Source organism: Ilyomonas limi (assembly GCF_005233845.1).
Lineage (GTDB): Bacteria > Bacteroidota > Bacteroidia > Chitinophagales > Chitinophagaceae > Ilyomonas > Ilyomonas limi.
The window spans coordinates 83,903-110,852 of sequence record NZ_SZQL01000017.1 but is presented as its reverse complement, the minus strand read 5'-3'; the positions used below and the strand labels follow the sequence as shown (position 1 = coordinate 110,852).

The 26,950-nt window shown below is 41.6% G+C and carries 17 protein-coding genes and 1 tRNA gene; 12 read left to right on the top strand and 6 right to left on the bottom strand.

What is annotated here, in order from left to right; genetic code table 11:
• Window positions 1–369 precede the first annotated feature (369 nt).
• A tRNA-Leu gene (locus tag FC093_RS18760) sits at window positions 370–453 on the bottom strand.
• A gap of 92 nt (window positions 454–545) precedes the next feature.
• Complete coding sequence (locus FC093_RS18755; RefSeq protein WP_240743362.1) at window positions 546–1,523, bottom strand: LuxE/PaaK family acyltransferase; 978 nt, start codon at window positions 1,521–1,523, stop codon at window positions 546–548.
• Window positions 1,524–1,575: 52 nt separating this feature from the next.
• Here FC093_RS18755 and FC093_RS18750 point away from each other — a divergent pair, with 52 nt between their 5' ends.
• The 6 genes from FC093_RS18750 (at window position 1,576) to FC093_RS18725 (ending at window position 7,372) form a co-directional block, all read left to right on the top strand.
• Window positions 1,576–2,031 (top strand): hypothetical protein, encoded by a 456-nt coding sequence (locus FC093_RS18750; protein WP_137263345.1) that lies wholly within the window; start codon window positions 1,576–1,578, stop codon window positions 2,029–2,031.
• Between the two features lie 2 nt (window positions 2,032–2,033).
• Complete coding sequence (locus tag FC093_RS18745) at window positions 2,034–2,942, top strand: UbiA prenyltransferase family protein (RefSeq protein WP_137263344.1); 909 nt, start codon at window positions 2,034–2,036, stop codon at window positions 2,940–2,942.
• Between the two features lie 51 nt (window positions 2,943–2,993).
• Window positions 2,994–4,118, top strand: a complete 1,125-nt coding sequence (locus tag FC093_RS18740; RefSeq protein ID WP_137263343.1) for a M42 family metallopeptidase — start codon at window positions 2,994–2,996, stop codon at window positions 4,116–4,118.
• 307 nt (window positions 4,119–4,425) lie between these two features.
• Window positions 4,426–5,250: a type 1 glutamine amidotransferase gene (locus tag FC093_RS18735; RefSeq protein WP_170971153.1), complete on the top strand. Its 825-nt coding sequence runs from the start codon at window positions 4,426–4,428 to the stop codon at window positions 5,248–5,250.
• 202 nt (window positions 5,251–5,452) lie between these two features.
• Window positions 5,453–6,097, top strand: coding sequence for a DUF998 domain-containing protein (locus FC093_RS18730; RefSeq protein WP_137263342.1), 645 nt, complete (start codon window positions 5,453–5,455; stop codon window positions 6,095–6,097).
• A gap of 396 nt (window positions 6,098–6,493) precedes the next feature.
• Entirely contained in the window at window positions 6,494–7,372 is an 879-nt protein-coding gene (locus tag FC093_RS18725) for a glycoside hydrolase family 16 protein (protein WP_137263341.1), read from the top strand.
• 117 nt (window positions 7,373–7,489) lie between these two features.
• Here the strand turns inward: FC093_RS18725 and FC093_RS18720 are convergent, their stop codons facing one another.
• Window positions 7,490–8,404, bottom strand: coding sequence for a pirin family protein (locus FC093_RS18720; RefSeq protein ID WP_137263340.1), 915 nt, complete (start codon window positions 8,402–8,404; stop codon window positions 7,490–7,492).
• 308 nt (window positions 8,405–8,712) lie between these two features.
• Here FC093_RS18720 and FC093_RS18715 point away from each other — a divergent pair, with 308 nt between their 5' ends.
• Both FC093_RS18715 and FC093_RS18710 read left to right on the top strand, forming a co-directional pair.
• A complete protein-coding gene (locus FC093_RS18715; protein WP_137263339.1) occupies window positions 8,713–8,910 on the top strand; it encodes a YwbE family protein in 198 nt (65 codons plus the stop codon).
• 293 nt (window positions 8,911–9,203) lie between these two features.
• Window positions 9,204–9,413 carry a hypothetical protein gene (locus FC093_RS18710; protein ID WP_137263338.1) on the top strand — a complete coding sequence of 70 codons (210 nt, stop codon included), beginning with the start codon at window positions 9,204–9,206 and terminating at the stop codon, window positions 9,411–9,413.
• A 143-nt stretch (window positions 9,414–9,556) separates the two neighbouring features.
• Here the strand turns inward: FC093_RS18710 and FC093_RS18705 are convergent, their stop codons facing one another.
• Window positions 9,557–12,619, bottom strand: a complete 3,063-nt coding sequence (locus tag FC093_RS18705) for a ligand-binding sensor domain-containing protein (protein ID WP_170971152.1) — start codon at window positions 12,617–12,619, stop codon at window positions 9,557–9,559.
• Between the two features lie 1,071 nt (window positions 12,620–13,690).
• Between FC093_RS18705 and FC093_RS18700 the strand changes: the two genes are divergently transcribed.
• On the top strand, window positions 13,691–15,112 hold the full coding sequence (locus FC093_RS18700) for a tail fiber domain-containing protein (protein ID WP_137263336.1): 1,422 nt from the start codon (window positions 13,691–13,693) through the stop codon (window positions 15,110–15,112).
• Window positions 15,113–15,451: 339 nt separating this feature from the next.
• Here the strand turns inward: FC093_RS18700 and FC093_RS18695 are convergent, their stop codons facing one another.
• Together FC093_RS18695 and FC093_RS18690 are read right to left on the bottom strand one after the other, a co-directional pair.
• Window positions 15,452–15,850, bottom strand: coding sequence for a GlcG/HbpS family heme-binding protein (locus tag FC093_RS18695; protein WP_137263335.1), 399 nt, complete (start codon window positions 15,848–15,850; stop codon window positions 15,452–15,454).
• Window positions 15,851–16,056: 206 nt separating this feature from the next.
• Window positions 16,057–17,121 (bottom strand): TolB-like translocation protein, encoded by a 1,065-nt coding sequence (locus FC093_RS18690; RefSeq protein WP_137263334.1) that lies wholly within the window; start codon window positions 17,119–17,121, stop codon window positions 16,057–16,059.
• Window positions 17,122–17,806: 685 nt separating this feature from the next.
• Here FC093_RS18690 and FC093_RS18685 point away from each other — a divergent pair.
• From FC093_RS18685 to FC093_RS18675, 3 genes are all read left to right on the top strand, one after another.
• Window positions 17,807–19,447: a hypothetical protein gene (locus FC093_RS18685; RefSeq protein WP_137263333.1), complete on the top strand. Its 1,641-nt coding sequence runs from the start codon at window positions 17,807–17,809 to the stop codon at window positions 19,445–19,447.
• A 629-nt stretch (window positions 19,448–20,076) separates the two neighbouring features.
• Entirely contained in the window at window positions 20,077–23,598 is a 3,522-nt protein-coding gene (locus tag FC093_RS18680; RefSeq protein ID WP_137263332.1) for a VCBS repeat-containing protein, read from the top strand.
• A gap of 275 nt (window positions 23,599–23,873) precedes the next feature.
• Window positions 23,874–26,945 carry a SusC/RagA family TonB-linked outer membrane protein gene (locus tag FC093_RS18675; RefSeq protein ID WP_137263331.1) on the top strand — a complete coding sequence of 1,024 codons (3,072 nt, stop codon included), beginning with the start codon at window positions 23,874–23,876 and terminating at the stop codon, window positions 26,943–26,945.
• The last annotated feature ends 5 nt before the right edge of the window (window positions 26,946–26,950 follow it).

Here is a 26,950-nt window from a genome sequence, read left to right as displayed (position 1 = left end):
AAATATTTTTGCCAACGCACGGGCAAACAACAAAAAAATCAACCTTATTCAGGATGTATTATCTTCATCAACCAATAACAGGATTATTAACTAAAACCAGTCAACTTTTTTCAGGACGGGTCACCTATCTTTTCAAAAGCAGGACAGCATTGACAAAATAATTTTTGACAACAACTGTAAGGCTTGTCATTTACCCAATAAGGCGACTAGTGTTGCACCTTCATTTCAGAATATTCGTAAAAACTACGGCTTACAATAGACTTTGGCATTGTGTAAACAATAGTAGTAGAAAGCGTAAAAAAGCGACACTTTTTTGGCACACCACAAATAAAAAAGCCTTGCAGATCAATGATTTACAAGGCTGAGAAGTGCCCAGGACTGGATTCGAACCAGCACACCCTTGCGAGCGCTGCGACCTGAACACAGTGCGTCTACCAATTTCGCCACCTGGGCATTTACAATACTATTCAAAAGAGCCTTCCTGAAAGAAGGTTTTGTGTCAGGGGTGCAAATATATACACTGCATTCATTTCACAAAAACAATTTTAAACAACCAATAAGCTGCAACCGCGAATATCGCTGTTGTCCACGCGTCCCCACACTTCAAAAGAGCCATCTTCATGCACAATCCCGGCATCGTCGGTAGCAATAAAGGCGCAGCTTTCTATATTGGCAAGGTCAATGATGTTTAAAATACCTTTACCCGAAACACTTATTTTCAGCGGATCCTCTTCATCGCGCACTAACACTTTCATCCATGGCGGACAATGAAATACGCCGGCAGCTTTAGCATAAGCCTGACTCAACAATTCCGTCATGCCATATTCGCTATGTATGGCATTAACACCCAATTGTTGTTTAAGGATAGCATGTACTTCGTTGCGGGTGAGTTCTTTTTTTCTGCCCTTCATGCCACCGGTTTCCATCACAACCGTATGCTGCAACTGCATAGGAAATGCGGCTGCAAAGTCAAGCAAGGCAAAGGTTACACCAATCAATAACGTTTGTTGCTTTCTCCCTTCCAGTTGTAATAAAGTGGCATGCAGTTTTTCAAAATCATACAAATAAAAACCACTCCGTTCGTGCTTCGATTGCTGTATTAAATCGTTCACCATATACACTAATGATGAATTAGTCCTTTCTAAATAAGCTGGCAACAAGCCAATAATACACCAGTCCTGTACATCGCCATAAAATAGAGAGAATGCTTTGGTAAAACTTTTCTTGTAAATGTTGATGTCGTGAATGTAATGATGACTGTTGATGGTTTGCGTGGTACCGCTGCTGGTAAAACTCATTTGCGGTTGTACATTGCCGGTTATTACTTTGTGTGTTTTAAAAAGAGAAATGGGTAAGAAAGGGATGTGTTGAATATCCCTGATTGTGGCTGGATTGATATTGAGTAAAGTGCACCATTGCTGATATACCCTATTATACTGGTACTGGTAATGAAACAATTCCAAAGACGTTGCTTCATCAAAAGCAGGGTTGCTGAAAATATTGTTAACAAAAGTTTGATTCACACTAAAAAGGAAATTTGTTTGTTATAATTTTGAAACGAAATTAAACCTGATAATGAAACTACCCTATTTATTAGCAACTATTGCAGTATGTGTGCTGATGGCAACTTGCTCTAAAGATAAATACACCACCAAACCTCAGCTGGAGCTGCAATCCATAAATGGGGAGGCATTTCCAAGTGGCGCGAATCTCAGCTTTAAATTTGATGTTACCGATAAGGAAGGTGACATACAGGATACCATGTGGGTACAAAAAATTTCTTACAGTTGCCCCGATGCAAATGTTGGCTGGCCGGGCGCTTACAAAATTCCTGATTTCACCGGCAGCAAAAACCTAAAAGTAGAGTTAGATGTTAATTACTGTTACAACTGCTCAGTAAGCCCATATCCTATTATCTCCGGCTGCGAACAACGCACCGACTCTTGCTATTTTAAATTCTGGATGAAAGACAAAGCAGGTAATGTAAGTGATACGGTTACAACTGCCACACTCAAACTTTTAAATGAATAGTATTGGTAAGAAAGCTTGGGCAATTCTTCTTCTTCGGAAATTATTTCTTAGGACTTTGTATTGCTATGCTTTCTGCCGAAACCCTTGTACAGAACGGCTTTCATTCCATCAACCTGTTATATTTTATTGAAGTAGTACTGCTTACCAAAGTGTATTACACCAATGCTTACACCAGTGAAATAAAGTTTTATAGAGGTACGAATGTGCGCACGCAGTGGTACGTGCAACATCGCAATTTTATCCGCACGGCACAAAAATTTTATACAACAGTTGCTGTAGTTATTCTTATTTATTTTTTAATCCACTATTACCATCACTTGCTTGTTTTATCAGCAGCAAGCTGGTTGCTTATCCTTATTTTTCCTTCGCTGGCGTGTATGTATTATGGCATTTTAATTTTTCCGCGCCGCAAATTCAATCTTCGCAGTTATGGCAAGTTAAAGCCCTTTGTTATTGGCTTTGTTGCAACCGGCACTGTTACAGTTTATCCGCTCCTTTTTTTTAGCATTGAAGAAAATACGGCATTTCACTTCACGGCGCAGGAAGCTTTTTTCTTTATAGCTAATTTTATGTTTACTACTGTTATTGCTATCATGTTCGATATAAAAGATTATGCTGCCGATCATAATAGCCGTTTAAAAACGCTAATCGTTCGTTTCGGCTTGCGCAGATCCATTTATTATGTGTTGCTGCCTTTTATAGCTGTAGGAATGATGGCGTTTATTGTTTTTACCATTAATAAAAACTATTCTTTTATACAAATACTTATTAATTGCATTCCGTTCCTTTTATTGGCAATGGTTGCATGGTCGCTGCAACAGCGCAAAAAAATTCTCTATTATCTTGCGGTAATAGACGGGCTTTTGCTGGTAAAAGCAATCTGCGGCATTATTGCTGTTGTGTTATTTTGATGAAAGTCCCCACTAACTTTGCACTTTTTAAATTGAATATAAACATACATAATGGCAAAAGAAAAAGATAAGAAGCAACCGGATGAAAAGCAAACGATTATCACAGAAACCTCTTTTCAGTTTTTTAAAAATTATATCAACAATCCATCGCCCGTAGGGTTTGAGAGTTCGGGACAAACAATGTGGCTCAACTACCTGCAGCCTTATATAAACACGCATTTTGTAGATCCGTATGGTACTGCCGTAGGCATCATCAATCCCGATGCACCTTTTAAAGTGGTGATAGAAGCTCATGCCGATGAGATAAGCTGGTTTGTAAATTATATAAACGACCAGGGTTTGATTTATCTGAAACGCAACGGCGGTGTTGACCATCAGGTGGCACCTGCAAAACGGGTGTTGATACATGGTAAAAAAGGGTTGGTAAAAGCAGTGTTTGGCTGGCCGGCAATCCATACGCGCTTAAGTAATAATGATGCAAAAGAACCGCAGCCCAAAGTAGAAAACCTGTGGCTGGATTGCGGTGCAAGAAACAAGAAAGAAGTGGAAGATTTGGGCATTCATGTTGGTGCGGTAGTTACGTATGAAGAAGGCTTTGATGAACTGGCAAATAACTATTACATAGGTCGTGCATTCGACAACCGCATTGGTGGTTTTATGATAGCCGAGGTAGCGCGTTTGTTGAAAGAAAACAACAAGCAACTGCCGTATGGTTTATACATTGTAAATGCAGTACAGGAAGAAATTGGTTTGCGCGGTGCCGAAATGATTGCCCGTCGTATAAAACCCAACGTTGCCATTATCACCGATGTAACACACGACACACAAACGCCGATGATAAATAAAATGATTGAAGGCGATGTGGCCTGCGGAAAAGGACCTTCACTGGCGTATGGGCCGGCAGTGCATAACAAACTGCTCAACTTTGTGATGGATGTGGCAGAAAAGAATAATATTGCCATACAAAACCGTGCTGTAAGCCGCAGTACCGGCACCGATACGGATAGCTTTGCATATGCCAATGATGGCTGCCCGTCGGTGCTGATTTCTATACCATTGCGCTACATGCACACTACGGTAGAAATGTTGCATAAAGATGATATAGAAAACACCATCCGGCTGATGTATGATACGTTGCTGGCATTGACACCCGAAACGAACCTCAGCTATTTATAAGCAAGCCTTTGCAAATATGTTGTAATTATGTGCTACGTCGCCACAGCGCCGTGGCACTTTTTTGTACGTACAGGCAACATATAGAAAGCTTATCTGGAGCATGCTTCTTTACGCGTAAATATGATAATATACCGGCCATTTTATACATCATTTTTCTATCATCAGACCATTTGATTACACACATCCAACATTACAAAACGTTGTACTTTTTGCTCACTTTTTATGTAAGTGAGGTTAATGTTTTGGTCAGCAAAACGTATTTTTTTCTAAAAAGTGTAAATTTGTAATTTATTCAAATAAGTAACACATGGATTTGAGGATTGCAGTATTGGATATGAATGATGGTCATGCTAATCAGGGTATGCGTTGCATAAGAGAGATAATAAAGCATTGGAGTACATTGCACCAGTACAATATACAGTTGGATGAGTTTAATGTTCGGCAAAAGACTGAACTGCCTGATTTATCATATGATATATACATTTCCAGTGGTGGCCCCGGCTCGCCATTGGAGAGTGTGGATGAGGCATGGGATAAACAATTTTGCCAATGGATTCAGGCGGTAGAAGATTATAATACAGATGTTAATCATTACCCTAAAAAACATGTATTTTTTATTTGCCATAGTTACCAACTGGCTTGCCGTTATTATGGGTTGGCTAAAGTATCGGAGCGGAAATCAATGTCGTTCGGCGTATTTCCTATGCACATGACCGAAGCTGCCAGTAATGAGCCGGTATTTGATGGTTTACAGGATCCGTTTTATGCAGTGGACAGCCGGAGCTATCAGGTAACGGAGCCTGATGATGAGGTGATAGAAAAAATGGGCGCGCAAATTTTAGCAATAGAAAAAGACCGGCCGCATGTACCTTACGACCGTGCGGTGATGGCTATACGGTTTAATGATTATTTTATTGGTACACAGTTTCACCCGGAGGCAGATGCAATTGGTATGAGCATGCACCTGCAAACAGAAGATAAAAAGAAAAGTGTAATTGAAAATCATGGTGAGGCTAAGTGGAAAAGCATGATTGAACAATTGAATGATCCGGATAAAATCATGTTTACCTACAGCCATATTTTGCCCAACTTTTTAAATATTGCTGCGGGTGCTATGATTGAAGCGGCTTAAGTTGAAAGAATATAAGTTATTAATAACAAGCCTGTGCATGTAAGTACACAGGCTTGTGTATTTGTTATTTTTTGTAGTATAGATTTTAAATTTTTAAGCGAGATGATTTTGTAGCCCGATTAAAAAAGAAGAGTGCAGCCGTTTAAAACTTTTGTATTTTTAGTTGAGTTTTTTATACCGAATTTCAATCCCTTGCTTAATCATGGCAACCGATTCGCAAACCCCAACACGGCCCGATTCGCTGGTGATTTCTTACTTAACCCTGCGTAAGTTAGTAGGACTGCTTGGCATTTCGTTGGTGCCTGTAATGGTAGTAGGTTCATTTATATTTGATCATACCAATGAAATACAAGTCTCTGTAAGTGCTTATTATCACACCAATATGCGCAACGCATTGGTGGGTATTGTGTGTGGAATTTCGTTGTTTTTACTCTCTTATAATGGTTACACCTGGGAGGATGCGTGGGCAAGCAAACTGGCAGGCGTATTTGCATTGGGCATTGCCTTTTTGCCTACTTCTGCAACCGGCGATAAGAGCGATATTATAAGTACGCTGCACTATATTACCTCCGGGATTTTCTTTGCTATTTTGGCATATATGTCCATCTTTCTGTTTACACGAAGCGCTGGTAATATGACACCACAGAAAAAGAAAAGAAATCGCGTTTACAGGATTTGCGGCGTGATTATGACTGTTTGTGTCATTGGTATTCCTGTTAGCGGTATTCCGGCTATTCACGACCATATTAAATCGATAAGGCCAACATTAATTCTTGAATTTCTTGCACTTACGGCTTTTGGTATTTCGTGGTTGACGAAGGGAGAATTTATATTGGAAGACAAATAGATTAAGGTTAAGCGCTGTATAAAAGGCTACAAATTTTGTAACCACCTGTTTGTTCGCAGAATGTTGCGCAACGGCAAACAGGATTACAAGGAATATGCTTCATGAATAACTGAATGCTCATATAATAAAATGGCTGTTATAACCTCAACAGGCATTTTACAAAACCTAAAATCATCCGGTGGATTTTCTAATAGGAAAACAGCAGGTTCGTTTTTGTTATTAATAGCATGATGAAAATCTTGCAAGTGGGTAAAATAAACTATCGTTCCATAGCCAAAAATTTTGTACTTCTTCAAACGAATCCAGGGCTGTTCAAGAAAGTAGGAGAGAAGGGTTTGTTGAGTCTTAGCTTGTAAAATGTATTACATTCGTATAAAGCATAATATTCATCATTTCATGAAACAAACCACGCTGCTACTGGCTTTATTTTTTATTGGTTGTATTATTCATGCACAACAAGGAAAGTTATCCGGCGCTTTTACTGAAGATTTTAGTGATTCTATTCTACATAATTTCAGATATGGATCTACCGGAAATAAAGCTCCATTTAAATGGACATCCGGTGTTAAGGGAATAGAACCAGGCTCGAATGTGCTCCTGTTTAAAATAGATCCTGCGGATAGTGCCGGTGCAGGGCGTGGTCCGGAAATTATATCCAATAATTTTACTCATTTTGGTACATATACAGCGCGGCTGAAGGTTCCTGATGTAAAAGCAATTCAACCAAATACCGGTGCTGTTGTTGGTTATTTCACCTACTATATGGATAGTGTGTACGGGTTAAGTGAAATAGATTTTGAATGGCTGGTTGCAGATCCTTCTATTGTGTATATAGGCACCTGGACTGGTTATGAAGGGCAACTTAAAAGAATCGGGCGAACCATCAATTTAGCCAAGGGCATTGTATATAATACCGTTTATAGAGAGGGGCATACAGGTGAAAATACTCCTTTAACAGGTGCTCAAAATGTACCCGAAACAATTGCAGCTATTGATGGTTATGATGCATCGGCTCAGTTTTATACTTACGGCTTTGACTGGTTTTCCAACCGTCTCAGATGGTGGATGATTCATCCGGAGACAGGAGAGAAAATCGTGTTGTGGGATTATCAGGGTTCTCAAAGGGGCATACCTCAGCATCCGTCGTATTACCGGATGAACTTTTGGCATACCAACGAATGGTCGGTTGAAACCAATGCAAATGCTATAGAGAAGCCGCTGCACCCGTATGCGTTGGAAGTAGATTGGATGAAATATGAACCATTCAAAAAGTGATAAATTTTCCTTTCAAACGAATGGTAGTAGCCACTTTGCGGAAACTGACTTGCTTTAGTTAATTGGTATAACGAATTTCTACAACCATAAAAACAGTAATTGATCAAACCGCTATCCTCATGAAAGTGCCTGAGGCGGAGGACCTGCAGAGGGCTTTGACTTATCTTCGGGTAGCGGCATAAACACTTGGTTATCGGTAGGCGGCAGCAGAATGCGCCCTTCTTTCCAATCGTTCTTTGCCTGTTCTATGCGTTCTGCTCTGGAAGATACAAAGTTCCACCAGATGAAGCGTTGCCCCAAAGGTTCGCCGCCTAAGAGCATTAACGTGGAATCTTCCATTGCAATAATTACGGGATCAGCACTTTTGGTGAACACCAGCATTTGCCCTGCAGTATAACGATTCCCTGCTACTTCAATCGTCCCTTTGGCGATGTAAATTCCTCTTTCCGAATGCTCCTGCGGCAAGCCGAAGCGTGCACCTTGTTTTAATACTACATGCAGGTAAAATAAGGGAGAATGTGTTCGTACACTATTAGTGAGCCCAAACGCATTACCGGCTATCAGCCGCATCCAAACACCCGTATCGGTAAAGATGGGCAACTGGTTCACCTTATAGTTGTTGAAAGTAGGCGCATCTTCTTCATCCTTTTCAGGCAATGCTACCCACGTTTGTATCATTTCTAATGCACCACCTGCCAGTGCTGCGGGGTCTTCAAACCGTTCTGAGTGGGCTATGCCGCTGCCGGCTGTCATCCAGTTCACTTCGCCGGGGCGAATAATTTGTTGGGCACCCGTACTGTCGCGGTGGGTTACCTGTCCGCCAAATAAATAGCTCACTGTAGATAAGCCTATATGCGGATGCGGTAATACATCCATTTCCGGCAGGGCCTGTGGTGCTACATTCACCGGGCCCGCATGATCCATAAAGATGAAAGGACCTACCATTCTGCGTAACCGGAAAGGCAGTATTCTGCGTACATCCAGCCCATGGCCGATGGAAGCTTTGCGTGCTTCTATTACAATATCCAGCATCGTATTATTATGGCTTATACCATCAAAGATAACAATTCAGTTCATCCGTTTACTTTGCACTCCGGCACAGATTGGATAAAAAGTTTTATCTGGTTAAATACTTAACAATAATAGCAAAGTGCACTTATTACATTATCAATTAAGCAACTTAGGTGTTCGTCGGGTGGGACACCCGCCAATAGCTCTCTAACGGTGGTGCCTTACCTGCCGAAATGGTAGCCATAGCGTTTAAATATATTTAATAGACAATGCACTTATTGCTAATGGCATGAAGACTGTATTATCATAAACAAATTTAAATAACACATATGGACGGAACAGTAAGAGCAAACATCAAACGCGGTATGCTGGTAAACATTGTCCTTAAAAAAGACCAACGGACCGGCATACTTACGGAAGGTATTGTAAAGGATATACTTACCAGTTCGCCCAAACATCACAGAGGCATAAAGGTGCGTCTGGAAGATGGGCAAATAGGGCGGGTGCAAGAGATTTTGGAAACATAAATAAATTGAAGAAAAATGTTAAAAACATGTGATTATAGTAATATGTCTATCATCGTCAGCCCAATTTTAATCTCATTCTAAGGTGAAATCTGCATAGTTTATTTACAATTGCAGCTATGTTCATCAACTACAGCATACTGATTTACGTAATAATAGGTATCGTATTAATCGCCCTGCTTGACACCTTTGGATCCATCCTTTCCAGAAAGCTCAAATTTAATTACGGGTTATTATCGCCAGTTTCCTTTGCTATCTACACGTGCATTGGTTATTTTATTTCAAAAAATAATTCAATGGATATAGCCATAGCATGTAATATCCTTATCGGGATGTTTGATGCAATTATTGGCTGGAATGTTTCTATCAAGCTGAAAGCCAATACTGGCCAAGCGGAAGGACAGGTAATTGAAATAACGGAGGGACAAAGGATTATAGTGATGGCAATAATCGGGAGTTTTTTTGCGGTAATTGGCTATATGATGGCGCACAACATGACCATATAATTGTAATAAGTACCGCTATTATGAACACCTGCGTAAAGGTTCACGAGTATAAGAATTTTTTATTGCTTTACCAGATGGTACGCATAGATGTTAGCAACCGACCTTCGCAATGCCACGGAGACTTTGCGGTAGAATAAAAGATGTTACTTCACCGGAATTGTCAAGACAATAGACGTATCCCGTTTCCCCATTTCAAAATTTAAATGTGCCTGCATAGCGCGTGCTTGTTCTGTCAGGTTCTTGTGCAGTTCCTGCATTTGCAAAATTCCTTCTTCGGTCTCCGAACCAACGCTTAGTATTTTTACAACAATTTTTGTCCGCACCAGGTCAATATCTACCATAATATTTTTATTGGACGAATATTGGGCAAGGTATTGTAATGCTTCTTTGCAAACGAGGAAAAAATCGTGACGCACCTTCATATCGAGCCGCAGGTCTTTTACTTTTTCGTGCACCACCATGTCAATGGAAGCACCAGAGGCAGTTTCCAGTGTATTGGCAAGTTCTAAGATGCGGAGTAAGGTTTTCTCCATGGTGTCATTGTTCGGGTCAATGCTCCACAGGATGTCATCCATCGAAACAATCATGTCGTAGCTTTTACCACTGATTTCATCAATCAGTTCCTTCGAGCGCACAATGTCTTTTTCGGCTTTCAGTTTGGCAATCTGGCTAAGCATGTTGATGTTGTTGAGTGTGGAGCTAACATCCTGGTGCAGTTCGCTGGCAATGTTTAACCGCATATTGTGCAGAGTGGCAAGACGTTTCATCCGTTCCCTGTCGAGGAGATATAGCACCAGTCCGATGCTCACAATAATGGCAGAGTAGAACCACCATGTTTTCCAGAACGGCGGATTTACTGAAATATAAAAGTAGGTGATTGCCGGGCTGAAAATGCCTTCTATATTTTTCGTTTTCACCTTGAAGCGATAATTGCCCGGTGGCAAATACGTATAAATCGCCTGGTGCCTGTCATCGCTTTTAATCCAGGCGGTATCAAAGTTTTGCAACTGGTAATAGTAATCCAGCTTTGCCAGTTTGTTATAGTTCAACGCACTGAACTCGATCATCATGTTGGTGCCATTATAGTCCAGTTTTATTTTTTTTAGTCGCAGCAAAGAATCCACCAGCAACGGACAATTCATTAGTTTAAAGTCGGTGATGAAGGGCGTGTTGAAGCTGTCTTTTCGTAGTATGAAAGAGGGGTCGAAGATCAAGAAACTTTCTGCCGTCATAAACAGGAGCCTGCCATTGGAAAGGTTGTGTGCACCGGCTACGTTAAAGCTTTCGTTCATCAGCCCGTCGCGTTGGTCATAGGTAGTAAAAGTATGTTTAGCTATATCGGTACGGCATAATCCATTCAGCGTTCCCAGCCAAAGCATTCCCGAAGCATCTTTTACCACACTCTGCACAGTATTGGATGGAAGCCCATCATAGCGGCTGATATGTTGTACGCGAAGCGTGTTCAGGTTAATGATGTTCAAAGCGCCGGAAGCCACCACCAGCAAACTATCGTTGTATTGCAGCATGTCTTTCGGATTGTTGTTCCAAAGCGCATAGCCTGCCGGGCTGGCTGCATTAATTTGTCCTACCACCTTGTTTGTTTGGGGATCTATTTTTAAAAGACCTTCAGCCTCGGCTGCTACCCATACATACCCGCTCTTGTCGGTAAAGAGTTTTTCAATAACCCCCCATTTTTTCACCAAAGAAAATCCTGCAGCGATGTTTTTCCCCGCTGCCGCATAGTCCCATTTCACCAGGTTGCCACCCTGTGTTCCCAACCAGAGGTTGCCTTGGTTGTCTTCGATGATTTGTGTAATGGCACGTTGTGCCATTGGTTCGGGTGCCAGTAATTGTGCCTTTTTTGTTGTGGTATCGTAAATAATTAACTGACCACCCCGCAGCGCAATCCAGAGTTTCCCGGTTTTGCTGTGCAGGTGCATGTCCCACACCGATTTCCCTTCCCGCAAAGAAGCAAGGGATGCAGGGAGCGGCAAAGGGAGCATGTGGCGGTCGTAACAAAAAATACCAAGGTCGCGGTAACCAACCCACAATTCGCCATTGGGCCATTGAAAAAGCGATTGGGAGCGGCCTTCCACAGTAAAGCGTTTGGGGGTGGTAAGCGTGTAGTTGTGAAAAAGCTGCGCATCTGGATTAAACTGGTAAACACCATTATCGGAACACACCCAGATGTTGTGCTGGCGGTCTTCAAACAAAGAGTACACGATATTAAACTTCGGTTCCTGCTCCTTGTTGTAATCTTTCTTCAAAAAAGAAAAAGGCTCGGTACTACCTGTGTACCGCGCTAAAAAAGGAAGTCCGAATATCCAGAGCTTTCCACTCCGCTGTTGCAAAAAGCCCTTTATCTGGTGGTAACTAAGTCCATACTCCTTTTGCAGGTCGTACTTTTTTTGCACGCCTGTTTTAAAGTCGAAAAGATGCAGCGAAGGATGCGTATTGTTTGGTAGCCATTGTTCGGCAAACAGCCGGTGCGCCGCATCCATATACAGGTAATTGAAAAATCGCTCGCCTTTGTATTGTGTTATAAGCGGGTCTCCTTCGGGATTGTGATCGTCGTATGCTGCAACACTTGTTTTTGGATTATATACCAGAAGACCAGAATCGGTGGAGCAAATAAACCGCTGTCGCCATTGGTCATAAACAATGTAGTTGATCTTCCGGCTGTTAACAAAGGGAAAGTAGGTAGAAGGTACAAAAGCATGAGCGTGGGTATCGTACTGAAAAAGCTTGTTGGATTTGCGAAATTGCAACAGCAGCCGGTTGTCAGCTGTTTCGATGAAGAGTTTGTCAACATGTACTTTTTCCCGGCTCCATTGTTTGATGGGTACTTCGGTGTACCGGAAGGTGTGTGTGTTAAAAATGCCCACTTTGTTATCGGCCGTGGCGACCCAAAGATTGCCTCTTTTGTCGAGGTACACCTCGGTTACTTCATCGGAAGGCAGACCGGCGACATCACCAGTATCGCTGTTGATGGTAATAAAATTGTTGCCATCATAACGTTGCAGGCCATTGTTGGTAGCCAGCCACAGAAAACCGCTTTCATCCTGCACCATGTTGTTGACCACATTGGAGGCGAGCCCGTCTGATAACTTGTAATGAGTATAAGCATACTGCTCCGGAGGTTGACACAACCCGTAAACAGCAAGATTGAGTAGCAGGAGTATAAGATTAAAGCGAATGAATGGCATTAGTCTGGTTGTTTCATCATAGCTGCATTGCTGCACCCACAAGGCGCTGCACAAAACCGATTCAATATAGGGTAAATATTTGGATTTTGTAGTGAATTTTGGGTTTGAAAATATTCTTGAATTAAACGTCATATTAGCATTGGGAAGCTTTCGTTACAACATCATGCAATAGTGGAGGTGAACAGTTATAAATAAAGAGATAGAGAGATCAGCTTTTATCTTTTACTCCGAGGTGCGCTGCGCTTAATACCGGGAAGAAAAAGGGAGAAGAAAAATAAAAGGGAAATCAATTATTTTATTTACCTTAGATCAAGGAATTGATCATTTGATGCAACGTTAGTTGTTTTTAATAAAGATCGCCAGAAAACAAACCTTCATAAAGCCATAGCAAACACAATATCAACACACTAACGTCCCGGATATCTTAACGCCAGCCTTGTTGAGAATGAATTACATAATATAGCCAAAATAGAAAAATTAATACCTGGAAAATGCTTTTTCTATACAGTATGCTATCGCAGTAAGTAATTGATAGTACATTTTTTATATGCCTCCAAAGCTTCTACAAAAGGCACCCATACAGTATATATAAAGCATGTATATGTACTACAAAATATTTGGGGCTATGCTTATACGTCAAAGTAATGGTTGAATGCCTGCATCATTATGAATCCAAATTATTCAGGTATCCTTTAAATTCTCAATAGTAACCTTTTTAAATGTTCATAAAAGCAGACTGAACATTTACATTTTTGAGTTTTTATACTTCAGACATTATCAAAAAAAAATAGGGTAGTAGTCAATTTCATTCCCAGGCAGCACTTGTATTAAGTTGTTTTTACCGGCACGTAATAGAACAATTAAGGCATAAAAAAGTTACCAAGCCATCTTCCTGATCATAAAATTTACAAACATCTGTATGCTCCATATTCTATATATTATAATACACTGTACTGTCAATAAATTATACAGTAGCTATGACATTCCACCTTAGCGTGTGCTTCTTTAATCAGTCATTACCCTTAAGACATTTATTGTATAAAACATTTCTTCATAACAAATCATATCTATATGAAAAAGCAAATTTTATTTACATTATTCTGCTTGTTGCTGTTTGGTAACATGCAACTACTGGCTCAATGGGCAATAAACGGTAATAATCTGCCCGGAAACAGAAGCTTTGGCTCTAACAACAATTTTTCTGTAATTTTTGAAACACTCAACACCGAACGCGGCAGAATGACCAATACTGGTTTATGGGGCTTTGGTACGCCGGCACCTAACAGCCTGGTACATATCAACAGCACTGTTGCAGGGCAAAATCCTTTCAGGGTACAAGTCAATGGTGCATCAAAACTGTATGTGGACAATGGCGGAGGTGTTTCTATCGGCAGTTCATCCATTCCTCCAGCTAATGGTTTGTTTGTTGCCGGGAATGCAGGTATTGGCACTACTGCCCCTGCTACTAAATTGCATGTTGTAGGCGGATCAGATGCCAGCTTAACCAACAATGGCTTTATTGTTTCGGGACCTATATCCGGTTTCAATGTAGTGATAGACGATAATGAAATCATTGCCCGAAACAACGGCGCTGCTTCTACATTAACGCTCAATAACAATGGAGGTAATTTGATATTTAACGGAACCACTGTTGCCGGTGCAAAATTTGGCGTAAACACACCATCTCCTGTTTCTGACATTAGCCTGGTACATACCAACGGTTTTATTTCGAATGGTATTACGCTTAAAAACAGTTTTGCTGCAGGGCTTAGCTGGAATATTTACTCTGCAACAACCGATGATCTTTGGTTCTCCAACGATGGATCACATGTAGCTACGATTGATGGTACCTCGGGTGCGTACACACCACCATCTGATAGGCGATTGAAAAAAGATATTGTGCCTATGGACAATGTAATGGAAAGGGTAATGAAACTAAGTCCGAAGCTCTATCATTTTAACACGCAAAGCGCATCTAATGCACGTAAATATATGGGCTTGATTGCACAGGAAGTACAGCCGATTTTTCCGGAAGCAGTATATGCACAAAGTGGTAAAAACGATGGTACAGACGATTACCTCTCGATGGATTATTCAATATTTGGGGTAATTGCTGTAAAAGCTATACAGGAACAGCAGGAAATAATAACTACACTTGAACAACGTGTTGCCAAACTGGAAGAAGCATTGAAAGCAGTAGCTGGTACTAACGGTAAGAATGATGTGAGCAATAACTTAGCAGGTGTTGTACTGAAGCAAAACAATCCTAACCCCTTTAGCAGTACTACAACTATTCAGTACGCCATACCTGCAGGCGCCAATGCACAAATCAATATTTATGGTACCGGTGGAAACTTAATAAAATCTGTAAAAGCAACAAGCAGCGGTCAGGTGCAACTGAATGCCGCCGAATTAAGAAGCGGCACTTATACTTATAGCCTTATTGTAAATGGTGTAACGGCAGCAACCAAGCAACTGATAGTAGTAAAATAAGATAGCTGATATAAACAAATAATATGAGGCCTGACTTTTGAATACAACAGTATAACAATAGCATTTTTGTAAAAGGGAGGATACAGAAGTATCCTCCCTTTATCTTATAACTTTAAGTCAAAACAGGAGTAATAAACTACGTGCAATTTCTTTCTTCTCCGCAATCTCTGCTTTTACAACTTATGTGTGGATAGCTAAGGGACATTGCAGGACAGCGGGTGCAAGTTGAAATAAGTACTATCCAATAAATTTAATGCACTTATCTTACAACCGCTGCAATGTCTCAAAGGGAAATATTGCAGAGAAGAAATATATCAAAATACGGTAGTCCAATTTAACTTATAATGCTGCGGCGCCTGCAGTTGCCACTTCATGATCCTGTTCTACAGCTCCACCGCTTACACCCACACCACCAATAATGTTGCCTTGCGCATCTTTCAGCACTACACCACCCGGAAAAGAGATCAATCCGCCATTGGAGACTTCAATGCCATACAACGGCTGTCCCGGTTGCGACAGCTTGCCTATTTCGCCACTGTTCATATCAAAAAAGTTCGCAGTCCTTGCTTTTTTTATAGCAATATCTACCGAGCCAAGCCAGGCGCCATCCATACGTATAAATGCCACGAGATTGCTGCCCCTGTCAACTACAGCAATGTTCATGGGTACTTTAATATCTGTTGCTTTTTGGAAGGCAGCTTTAATAACTTTTTCGGATTGTTGAAGTGTAATGTTCATAGTTTTTATGTTAGCGTAAAGGAAAGTGCTAAAATACACTTTTCGCAGCAGCATAAATAACCATTGAAGAAACAGGTATCCGTTCCGTTCTCCGAAGTAATATCATAGCGTACCCCGAAGAGCACGATATTCAGGTAGCGGTTTAAAAAACTACCCGTAAACCGATGCCTGTGCAGGCACGTTACCTTAATGTTTTTAGTATATTTTTACTTAAACTTATACAACAGCAGTCCATATCCTACGCCTGCAGGATCGGCAGTATTGGCAAACTGAAAACACATATATTTTCCATCGGTGGACACCACGGGATTAGAAGCTTTACCGCCTTCGTAATCATTAAAATGCGTAAGACGCACAAAGTTCTTTCCTGTACCATCCAGTTGTAGTTTCCAGATGTCAATATTGCCCGCACCACGTTTGCCGCCCAGCCACTCACATTGGCGGTCTGCTTCCACACACGTGTATTTTCCATCAGGGAAGATACCTTCACATTCGTTGTACGAGCCTGGTGCTTTAGACTGATTGGTAACAGCACCTGTTTGCAGGTCTATGGTCATTACCGAAGCCAGGCCATTGGGCTCATAACAGGTAAAAGTCATTTTAGTATCATTATCAAAAAAGTCCTGTGCTTCGATGGTACAATTCCGGTCGGGGCTTTGGTACACCGTTTTTCGGTTCACAATCTTCGGCGTGCCACCGGCAGTATCCACATCGGCTACAATGAGGCGCGAGGCGCCTTCGGGCAATTCGGGTGCTTGTACATGCACCTGCGAAAAGGCGATCTTCATCCCTTTTTTAGAGACAGCTACTCCTTCACTCATCTTTATACCAAACTTTACAGGCTTTGCTCCTTTTTCTTTACTTAAATACCATAGTTCATTATCGCGGGAGCGGCTGACGTTAATATCTTCGAATTTCTCCGGACCAATAAGGATATAATCTCCCGATACAAGGTGCATCACGCGCAGGAAGGCAGCCGCAGGTATGCGGCAGGTGAGGCAGGTAATTTTGCGGGTAGCCAGATCAATCACCATAGCATCGCCAAAGCTTTTTGCCATAAAAGCTACCCGTTTATTATCAGGTGAAAAGTCGGCCCGCTCGCCAAAGCCGGTAAGGACTTCTATGTTTTTGGGCAGATGGTCTATTGGGCGTCCGCTTTTTCTTTGCTGTAACTGCTGTACGGGAGCAGCCGTATCTTTCGCAGATGGGGACTGCGCTGCTATTGGCGCTGCATATAAAAGAATAACAAGTAAACTTACCAGAGTTTTCATGATTGGCAGAATCGAGGTGTAATATTGTTTCAAATGTAGGGAAAGTAAGGGCATTATTATACTATGCTATCCGGAATGTATGCCGGTACTCCTGATGTTGGCCTGAAGAGGCATTTTACTCCTGAAAATACACCTGAATGAAAAGTGATAAAAATTATGTAGAATTCACTCGGACTATTAAGAAACAAATTGTACAAAATAAGTATGTTGCTGAAAGGATTGTTAACCGGGAGGAATTGCCTCTTTAATATTCTACCAAAAAAAAGAATTCTGATAAAAACAGAATTTAAACTGGGTTCGAAACTAATGGATCAAGTGTTGCGAATTTACAAAAAATGGCTTGTTTAGTGCAAGCAACCTTACGTTGTACAATGATTTTATGCAAAAGAATTTTTTTCCTGTGCAGATAAAGGAGAGAGACAAACAGGACAGAATTTAAACTACTCAATGAGTTTTTTGAATTCACAGGATTGGGAGCGGATAAGGCAGGCATTCTGGATATAGTTAAAACATAGCACAAGTGGGTACAGTGACTTTTAATTGAATATAGCTTGTTGTTTTCACAATTGCACTAACCTGAAAAATGCAAGTGCGCAATATCCCCCAAAATAAATGTGATTGCTAACATTGTTGCGCTCCTGCAGGAGCGCTGTATTATATTTGAACCTTCCGCATCAACAAGCCTATGAAAAAATTACTTACCGCTTTGTTCTTTATTTTTTACAGCATTTATGCTCATAGCCAGTCGCCCAGAATAGTCAATATTGTCAACTTTATTCGCCTGCTGGAACCACGTGATGCTGCCATAACCCAGGATGTGTTGTATCAAACAGTCGTTAACCAAATCAAACTTATGCGGCAGTACCACCTCGGCGGCACCTTCCTACTCCAGTACGATGCTTTGATGGACCCGCGCTATCAAAAGCTGCTTAAAACGCTTCCACGCGATAGCTTTGAAATTGGTGCCTGGTGGGAGATACCGCAACCCTTGGTAGAGCACGCCGGTATGGTATGGCGCGGACGTTATCCATGGGACTGGCGTGCCAATATAGGCTTCTCCACCGGCTACACACCGCGCGAACGCGAGCTATTGGTTGATACCTATATGAAAGATTTTAAACAGATATTTGGCTATTATCCTAAATCGGTGGCTTCCTGGTTTATTGATGCGCATAGCCTGTATTATATGTACAATCATTATCACATTGTAGCCTCGGCAAACTGTAAAGACCAGTACGGTACCGACGGTTATACACTTTGGGGCGGCTATTGGAATGGTGCTTATTATCCTAGTAAGCTTAACGCCTATATGCCAGCCCAACATCAGGCTAATGCGATTCCGGTTCCTGTCTTCCGTATGCTGGGCAGCGATCCTGTGCGGCAATACGACGATAATCTCTCACGTGACAGGCAGGGCGTTATTACACTGGAACCGGTATATCCGCGTGCGGGAGGTGATTCTACATGGGTGCGCTGGTTTTTTAATGAGTTTGTGAGTGGTGCTAATATGGCGTTTTCGTATGCACAGGCCGGGCAGGAGAATTCCTTTACATGGGATGCAATGGCAAAAGGACTGCAAATACAGTTTCCGCTTATAGAACGTCTGCGGGATGAAAAAAAGATACGTGTAGAAACCTTGGCGAAGTCGGGAGCGTGGTTCGCCTCACAATTCAAGATTACGCCTGCAACGGCTGTTACCATCAACCACGATCTGCCTGGCAGCAACAAGAAAACTGTTTGGTTTAACAGCCGCTTCTATCGTGCTAATCTGCTTTGGGAAAATGGTCATCTGCGTTTTCGCGATATTCATTTATTCAGCGAGGAGTTACCATCGCGTTACGAAACCGAGGTTGCTACCACCAACGATTGCGAGTTTTATACCTTACCCCTGGTAGATGGCTATTTGTGGAGCGATACTACTTTCTTTGCCGGACTCCGGTTCAAAAGTCTTATCAATGGCGTAGAAAAAGATATTACAGGTGGCATACCTACTATATCGGATAGTGTACCGGGTAAGCTATTTATATCTTGGCCTTTGCAGAATGTACCGGGCAAGCTTACTGTGCAATTCAGTGAAGATGCCATATCTATGTCATTACAGGGTAATGATTCATTTCGCTGGTATCTTTCTTTTGCTGCCGCTGCTGGTAAAAAGCTACCGTTCACAGGCATTGCCAGCAATCGTATGAATGCTATGTTCGAAGGAATGAAATACGCTGTTGTGGCAGCCAATGGCAGTTTCACCAAAGGCAAGCGTCCGGATGAATTTACTATTCAGCCTGCTCAACAGGAAGTTGTGCTGCACTTCACAACGGAGGCTTCGTAAGTTGCGCTGTAATTGTACTTTTTTTCTCTTGCAACTACACTTGGTAAGGACATACAGTACTGCAATTACCAATGCTATAAAATGGAATAGTTGTAAATGTTGTAGAATTACGGCGTTATCTGTTGCTATTCCGGTAATTACATTTATCCTGCTTCTGCATACTTAAATCGCTTTCAATGGAATGAGTTATACTCCCTGTGTTTTTAATCATTCACCATTTATACAACTTTTATCTAAACAAGCGTAGTTTCGTTCAACTCCTCTCTTTACATAAAAATTCCATACTATTTTATACATCCGTATAGTGGAAAAAGAGAATTTGAGAGACTATTAAAAATAGCATCCTGTCCAGGAGAACTTTGAAGGCTATGTTTAAGGTCATCTTTGGCATTGTTTCGCTTTTCTCATTTAGCAGTTCATTCTCTGGACTATTCGTGAAAACCGATTCGATCAGTTGGGAAAACAGGGCAGTTTTTATGAGTTTAAAATGGCATACAACTGCGTTTTCCCGGAAGAAAATAAAGAGTCAGGATTCAGAACCATTCGAACCAACGTTGTATAGGGTACGGAATTGAAAACTTATTTTATAGAATATAGGTACATTCAAATGCGTTATAATTATTTCTGAAATGAATATTGCTTTGCGACTCATTTTTTCTTTATTCATCATCTTAACACTTTTCATGTCAGGTTGTACATCTGATAGTCAAAAGCCTAACGCTTTATTCAAACTACTTCCTTCAAATGAAACCGGGATCACTTTTTCTAATGTTATTACGCAAAGCGATTCGCTAAATATTCTGGAATACATGTACTTCTATAACGGCGGTGGTGTTGGTGTGGGAGACATCAATAACGATGGATTAACAGATGTTTTTTTTACCGGCAATATGGTTACATCAAAGCTTTATTTAAACAAGGAAAATTTCCAGTTTCAGGATATTACTCAACAAGCAGGCATCACTACAAAAGGATGGTGTACCGGGGTAGCTGTTGTTGACATTAACAATGATGGTTACTTAGATATTTACGTTTGTCGGGCTGGAAGTAAAATTCCGGGTGATCGGGCAAACCAGTTATTTATTAACAACAGAAACAACACGTTTACAGAGTCAGCTCAGGCCTATGGTATAGCAGATACCGCGTACACCACGCAAGCCGCCTTTTTTGACTACGACAAAGACGGGGATTTAGATCTTTACTTGTTAACACATGATCATTCGCCGAAAACAGTAAATAATATCGACCCCATAAAAGAGCATGGCGAGGGCAGAAATACGGATAAATTATACAGGAACAACGGAAATATTCGCAATGGACACCCCACATTCACAGATGTGTCCGCACAGGCAGGAATACAGATAGAAGGATATGGATTAGGTGTGGCAATCAGTGATATTAACTCAGATGGTTGGCCAGACATATATGTCTCCAACGACTTTAGTAGCAACGATCTGCTGTACATTAATAATCAGAACGGAACTTTTACCAACAGAATAAGAGCGTACCTAAAGCATGAGAGCTATAACGGAATGGGGGCTGATGTTTCCGATTTTAATAATGATGGACACCCGGATATTGTAGTGGTGGACATGCTTCCTGAAGATAACTATAGACAAAAGATGATGTTGGGAAGCATGACCAATGAAAACTTCGATTTCATGCTCGAAAGAGGATACGAGCCTCAGTATATGAGGAATACACTCCAACTCAACAATGGAAATGGACATTTTAGCGAAATTGCGCAACTGGCTGGTGTAGATAAGACAGATTGGAGTTGGAGTCCTTTATTTGCCGATTTCGACAACGATGGATTCAAGGATCTTTTCATTACCAACGGATACCTGAAAGATATCACTGATAGGGATTTCATCGTTTACAGCCACAACAAAACGGTGCTGCAGGATGCAAAAGCTGCCAATAAAACACTGCTTGAGCTCATGAACAAACAGCAGGGGGTAAAGCTTCCCAATTATGCTTTTAAGAATAATCACAATCTCACATTCTCAAAAGCAGTTGATTGGGGATTTGATCAGCCCAGCTTTTCGAATGGCGATGCCTTTGCCGACCTTGATAACGACGGCGACCTGGATTTGGTGATTAACAACATTAACGATGAAGCATTCATTTACAGAAATGAGTCAGAAAAAACTAAAAAAAATAATTATCTGCAGATTTCCCTGGTAGGTGACTCTTTGAACACATTCGGCCTGGGAACAAAGGTTACGATATATCATCAGGGAAATATTCAATATTATGAACATAATTTATACCGCGGATATGAATCTTCTGTAACGAACGTGATTCATTTTGGACTTGGAAATATCAATGTGATTGATTCTGTCAATGTGTTGTGGCCGGATGGTAAAGTCCAGCAATTGGTTGATGTTCCTGTTAATCAGCGCATCGTAGTCAACAAGAAAGATGCTGCGGTTAAGTTGCACGAAAAACCTAATAAAAGTCCGACGATCTTTTCAGAGGTTTCGGCTTTGAAGGGAATCCGGTTCCTTCACAAGGAAAACAGGTACTCAGACCTGACATCTAAGCCATTAATGCCTCATACGTACTCGACCATGGGACCTGCAATGGCAGCAGGAGACGTGGATGGCAACGGACTTGACGACTTCTTTATCGGAGGCTCCGCTGGAAATGCCGGAAGCTTTTATTTTCAGGATAAATCCGGTCATTTCACCAAACAGGATTTTGCTCATGACATAGAGTATGAAGATATGGGAGCGTTGTTATTTGACGCTGATAACGACAATGATTTGGATTTATATATCGTGAGCGGGGGGAGTGAGTTTGCTGAGGGATCCGCCTTCTATCAGGACAGACTCTATAAAAATGATGGCAAAGGCAATTTTAAAAAGGATTCCGGAGCGCTGCCAGTTATTACAGCAAGTGGCTCTTGCGTAACGGCTGCGGATTTTGACAGGGATGGCGATCTAGATCTGTTTGTGGGCGGTAGATTTTCTCCCGGAAAATACCCACTGGCACCCGAAAGTTATATTCTTGAAAACAGAGGGGGGAAGTTTATCAATGCGACAGATCGGATATGCGGTGGACTGAAAAATATAGGCATGGTAACATCGGCGCTATGGACGGATTTTGACAATGATTCACTGATAGATTTACTGGTTGTAGGTGAATGGATGCCCATAACAATTTTTAAAAATGTCGGAGGAAAGTTAATCAATGTGACCGCTTCTGCGGGATTGGGTGAGACCTCTGGATGGTGGAACAGTATTGCCGGCGGGGATATAGACAATGATGGCGATATGGATTATATAATAGGAAACCTGGGATTGAACAACCCTTTTCGTGCCTCAATGAGCGAACCACTGACTTTAATTTCCGGTGATTTTGATCAAAGTGGAATTCCTCATACGATACTAACATGGTATAACGGGGGGAAAAATTATCCTTGGTCATCCAAAGATGTAATGCTCGGGCAAATGCCGCGTTTAGGGAAAAAGTTCTTTATGTATAATGACTTTGCAAAAGCAACTATAACGGATATCATCCCGTCTGAAATTTACAAGAAGGCTTCTGTTTTAAAAAGCACCTGCTTTTCCACATCCTATTTAGAAAACCTCGGAGGAGGAAAATTCGAACTAAAGCCATTACCAATACAAGCTCAGTTTGCTCCGGTCAATGGCATTATTATCAGGGATGTTGACCATGACGGAAATCTTGACTGTCTGCTTACGGGAAACTGGTACGCTCCCGATGTTTCCATCGGGCGGTACGATGCTTTCACCGGGTTATACCTAAGGGGAAATGGCAAAGGAAACTTTGCAAATGTCCCTGTTTCTGAAAGCGGCTTCTTTATTAATTCCGATTCGAGATCGTTGATACAGTTATATTCGGGAAGCGGTGAGGCGCTGATTGCCGGAGCCTCCAATTCCGATAGCTTACTTGCTTATTCTCAGAAAATCCCACAAGGAACGACGCTTTTTAAATTACAGCATACGGATGTCTTTGGTTCGCTGATAACAAAGGATTCCCGCAAAAGAAAACTCGAATTCTATTACGGTTCAGGTTACCTGTCCCAATCATCCCGAACAGTTGAAGTTCCTCCGGAGGCGGATTCGGTTGTAATTATAGATTCGCAAGGAAATGGACGTAGCTATAACAAAAAACACCGGTAAGGCGGAAATGAATCAAACAGTTTTGGGCTGTTTGTCCAGACCTGATTGCTGGCCAGATTCAAATTAATATAAATAATCTGAAGAAATTATTGTTTAATATCTATTTAAATACTTTATCTTGCTAAAACGATTTTCCTACTTGCAAAAACGATTTTTCTAACACGCTAAAACCTTCCTATGAGTTCCGATAAATGCCTGCCATTTTATATTCCGGATTTTTTGAAATACCTGCATATTCCTAACAATTCATCCATACCTGCTTAATTAATAACATTATGAAACAAATGCTACTATTAGGCTTATTAATAGCCTCCATTTGGCCTGCAATAAAGGCTCAGCAAACTGTGACGGGGAAGGTCACAGATATAGAAGGAAAAAGTCTTCCGGGAGTGAGCATCATGATTAAAAATACTACGGTTGGTTCTACTTCAGATAACGCCGGCAATTTTCGCATCAATGTAACAAGTAATAGTGATACCCTGGTGTTTTCACTTGTTGGATTTGCCATAAAAGAAGTAGCGGTAAACGGGCAAAGCAGATTTGATGTGACTTTAGTAGAAAATGCCAGTAAACTGAACGAAGTGGTAGTGGTGGGGTATGGAACAGTAAAGAAATCCGATCTCACCGGATCGGTAGTCTCCATTTCTTCCGAGCAATTAAAAGCAGTTCCTGTAACTACATTTGATCAGGCATTACAAGGAAGGGCGGCAGGCGTTCAGGTAGTTCAGGCAACTGGTGCCCCGGGCGGTGGTACGAACATAAGAATCAGGGGTACAACTTCTGTAAATGCAAGTAGCGAACCGTTATATGTTATTGATGGTTTATTAATCAATAGTAATACCAGTGAGATGTCCATTGGTGGACGAGGTCCTGCGGTAAGCCCGTTGGCCACCATAAACCCCAGTGACATTGAGTCCATTGAGATATTAAAAGATGCATCAGCCACAGCAATATATGGATCAAGAGCCGCCAACGGAGTAGTATTAATCACCACAAGGAAAGGAAAGGCAGGAAAAGCTTCTCTGAATCTTGAATCCTACTACGGTGTGCAGGAAGCTACTAAAAAGCTAAATCTGTTAAATGCTGCTCAGTATGCAGAACTGGTAAATGAGGCTGAACAAAATGCTGGTCGTACGCCGGTTTACCCTAATCCTCAAAGTTTAGGAAAAGGAACCGACTGGCAGGAAGCGCTTTTTCAGCAGGCGCCGATTGCTAATGTTCAGCTTTCAGTGACTGGCGGCAACGAAAAAACGAGATACGCAGTTGGTGGAGGATACTTTTCTCAGAAGGGTATTGTAGTTGGTTCCGACTTAAACCGGTATTCCTTCAGAACAAATCTTGAAACAGAAGTTAGTAAAAAGCTGACTGTCGGAACTAACATCTCTTACAATAGAATGCAAACAAATGGTGTTTTAACCGGGCCTGCTCCCGTTGTGCAAGGGGTAGTTTACAACGCACTTTTATTCAATCCCATTCTTCCTGTTTATGATTCCTCAAGAGCGGGAGGATACACGTTTGCTCATGACAGGAGAGATGCAGTGGCCAACCCTATCGCGGAGGCAAGGGAGTATGAAGCTGTAACTACAACTTCCCGTTTACTCGGAACCGTGTTTGCTCAATACGAAATTATCGAAGGTTTATCACTGAGGTCCAGTTTTGGTATAGATGCTTTGTCTACAAAGTCTAATACTTTTGGTCCTAACTTCCTTAAGCGGACAGAAAACAGTATGGGGGAAGCATCCATTGCTACGCTGGAAGCATTGACGTGGCTGAATACCAATACGCTTACATACAACAAGCAAATTAATGCAAACAACAGTATTAACGCACTTGCAGGATTGGAGTTCCAGAAGTTTAGAAACGAAACGACCAGTATGTATGCTTTTGGCTTTCCTGAATCCACAACAGGCTGGCACAATATAAGTGCAGGAGAGAACCCTCAGCCGCTGTCGAATGGTGAAACAGAATGGAGCATAGCCTCTTATTTCGGCAGACTAAACTACTCGCTGATGAATAAATATCTGTTCACTCTTACAGGTAGGGTGGATGGTTCTTCGAAGTTTGCTGAAGGCAATAAGTATGGCTTTTTTCCATCCGGAGCTTTTGCGTGGAGAATGTCTGAGGAACCATTTATGAAAAATGTCAGCTTTATTTCAGACCTGAAACTCAGAGCCAGTTATGGACGAACAGGAAACCAGTCTATTCCTCCCTACCAGTCTCTGGCATTAATATCCGGCAGTGGTATCGAGGGCGTTTTTAGTAACGGAAATATCATAACTGCAGTTCGCGGCAGACAGCCTATCCAATATCCTAACAAACTTTTAAAATGGGAAACAACAGACCAGGCTAATGTAGGTATTGACATGGCGGTTTTTAGGGGAAGATTGAGTCTTACTGCGGAGGTATATCACAAGAACACCAAAGACCTGTTACTTAGCACTCCGCTGCCCTATACAACAGGCTTCGGCAGTTCGCTGACCAATGTAGGTAACATCACAAACAAAGGGGTTGACTTGTCGCTTAGTTCGGTCAATTTTGATGGAGTGCTTAATTGGACAACGTCGGTCAATTTCTCAGTAAACCGAAATAAGGTTACTGAACTTGTAAGCGATGAGGATGTTCATTTGATTGCCGGCAATGTTCTCCGGGTAGGACAACCCGTTGGATCGTTCTATGGCTATGTGTTTGACGGAATTTTTCAGAATGCCGACGACATAGCCAAAAGTCCTATACTTACGGGAACGAATCCGGCTCCCGGAGACCTGAAGTATAAAGACATCAGCGGTCCGGGTGGTGCGCCCGATGGTATTGTAAATGAGTTTGACAGAACGATCATCGGCAGCGCGCAACCAGATTTTACCTGGGGGCTTAATAATACCCTAAGCTTTAAAAATCTTACTTTATCATTCTTTTTTCAGGGGTCACAAGGCAATGAACTGATCAACCAGAATTTGGCAGATTTGGCAAATCTCAATGGAAAACAAAACGTTCTGGCAGATGTTGCACTCAACCGCTGGACTCCGCAGCATCCCGGTAATAAATATCCCCGTGCATACACCGATGCCAATGATAACGTATTCTCTTCAAGATTCATCGAAGATGCATCTTACCTGAGATTGAAAAACGTAACGTTAGGATATAATCTTCCGTCATCTGCTTTGAAAAGAATGGGTTTAAGCAACGTTAGATTATATGTAAGTGGTACGAACTTATGGACGGTGACCGGCTATAGTGGCTTTGATCCTGAAGGTAACGCGTATGGTGGCACAACGGATATAGTAGGAGTTGATTATGGAGGGTATCCACTCGCCAAAACGTACACCGTTGGTCTTAACATAGGGTTTTAATTATC

Coding starts and splice junctions, on each gene's coding strand:
- FC093_RS18750 (WP_137263345.1), top strand. CDS start 1,576: ATGAAACTACCCTATTTATTAGCAACTATTGCAGTATGTGTGCTGATG.
- FC093_RS18740 (WP_137263343.1), top strand. CDS start 2,994: ATGGCAAAAGAAAAAGATAAGAAGCAACCGGATGAAAAGCAAACGATT.
- FC093_RS18735 (WP_170971153.1), top strand. CDS start 4,426: ATGGATTTGAGGATTGCAGTATTGGATATGAATGATGGTCATGCTAAT.
- FC093_RS18730 (WP_137263342.1), top strand. CDS start 5,453: ATGGCAACCGATTCGCAAACCCCAACACGGCCCGATTCGCTGGTGATT.
- FC093_RS18725 (WP_137263341.1), top strand. CDS start 6,494: ATGAAACAAACCACGCTGCTACTGGCTTTATTTTTTATTGGTTGTATT.
- FC093_RS18720 (WP_137263340.1), bottom strand. CDS start 8,404: ATGCTGGATATTGTAATAGAAGCACGCAAAGCTTCCATCGGCCATGGG.
- FC093_RS18715 (WP_137263339.1), top strand. CDS start 8,713: ATGGACGGAACAGTAAGAGCAAACATCAAACGCGGTATGCTGGTAAAC.
- FC093_RS18710 (WP_137263338.1), top strand. CDS start 9,204: ATGGATATAGCCATAGCATGTAATATCCTTATCGGGATGTTTGATGCA.
- FC093_RS18705 (WP_170971152.1), bottom strand. CDS start 12,619: ATGCCATTCATTCGCTTTAATCTTATACTCCTGCTACTCAATCTTGCT.
- FC093_RS18700 (WP_137263336.1), top strand. CDS start 13,691: ATGAAAAAGCAAATTTTATTTACATTATTCTGCTTGTTGCTGTTTGGT.
- FC093_RS18695 (WP_137263335.1), bottom strand. CDS start 15,850: ATGAACATTACACTTCAACAATCCGAAAAAGTTATTAAAGCTGCCTTC.
- FC093_RS18690 (WP_137263334.1), bottom strand. CDS start 17,121: ATGAAAACTCTGGTAAGTTTACTTGTTATTCTTTTATATGCAGCGCCA.
- FC093_RS18685 (WP_137263333.1), top strand. CDS start 17,807: ATGAAAAAATTACTTACCGCTTTGTTCTTTATTTTTTACAGCATTTAT.
- FC093_RS18680 (WP_137263332.1), top strand. CDS start 20,077: ATGAATATTGCTTTGCGACTCATTTTTTCTTTATTCATCATCTTAACA.
- FC093_RS18675 (WP_137263331.1), top strand. CDS start 23,874: ATGAAACAAATGCTACTATTAGGCTTATTAATAGCCTCCATTTGGCCT.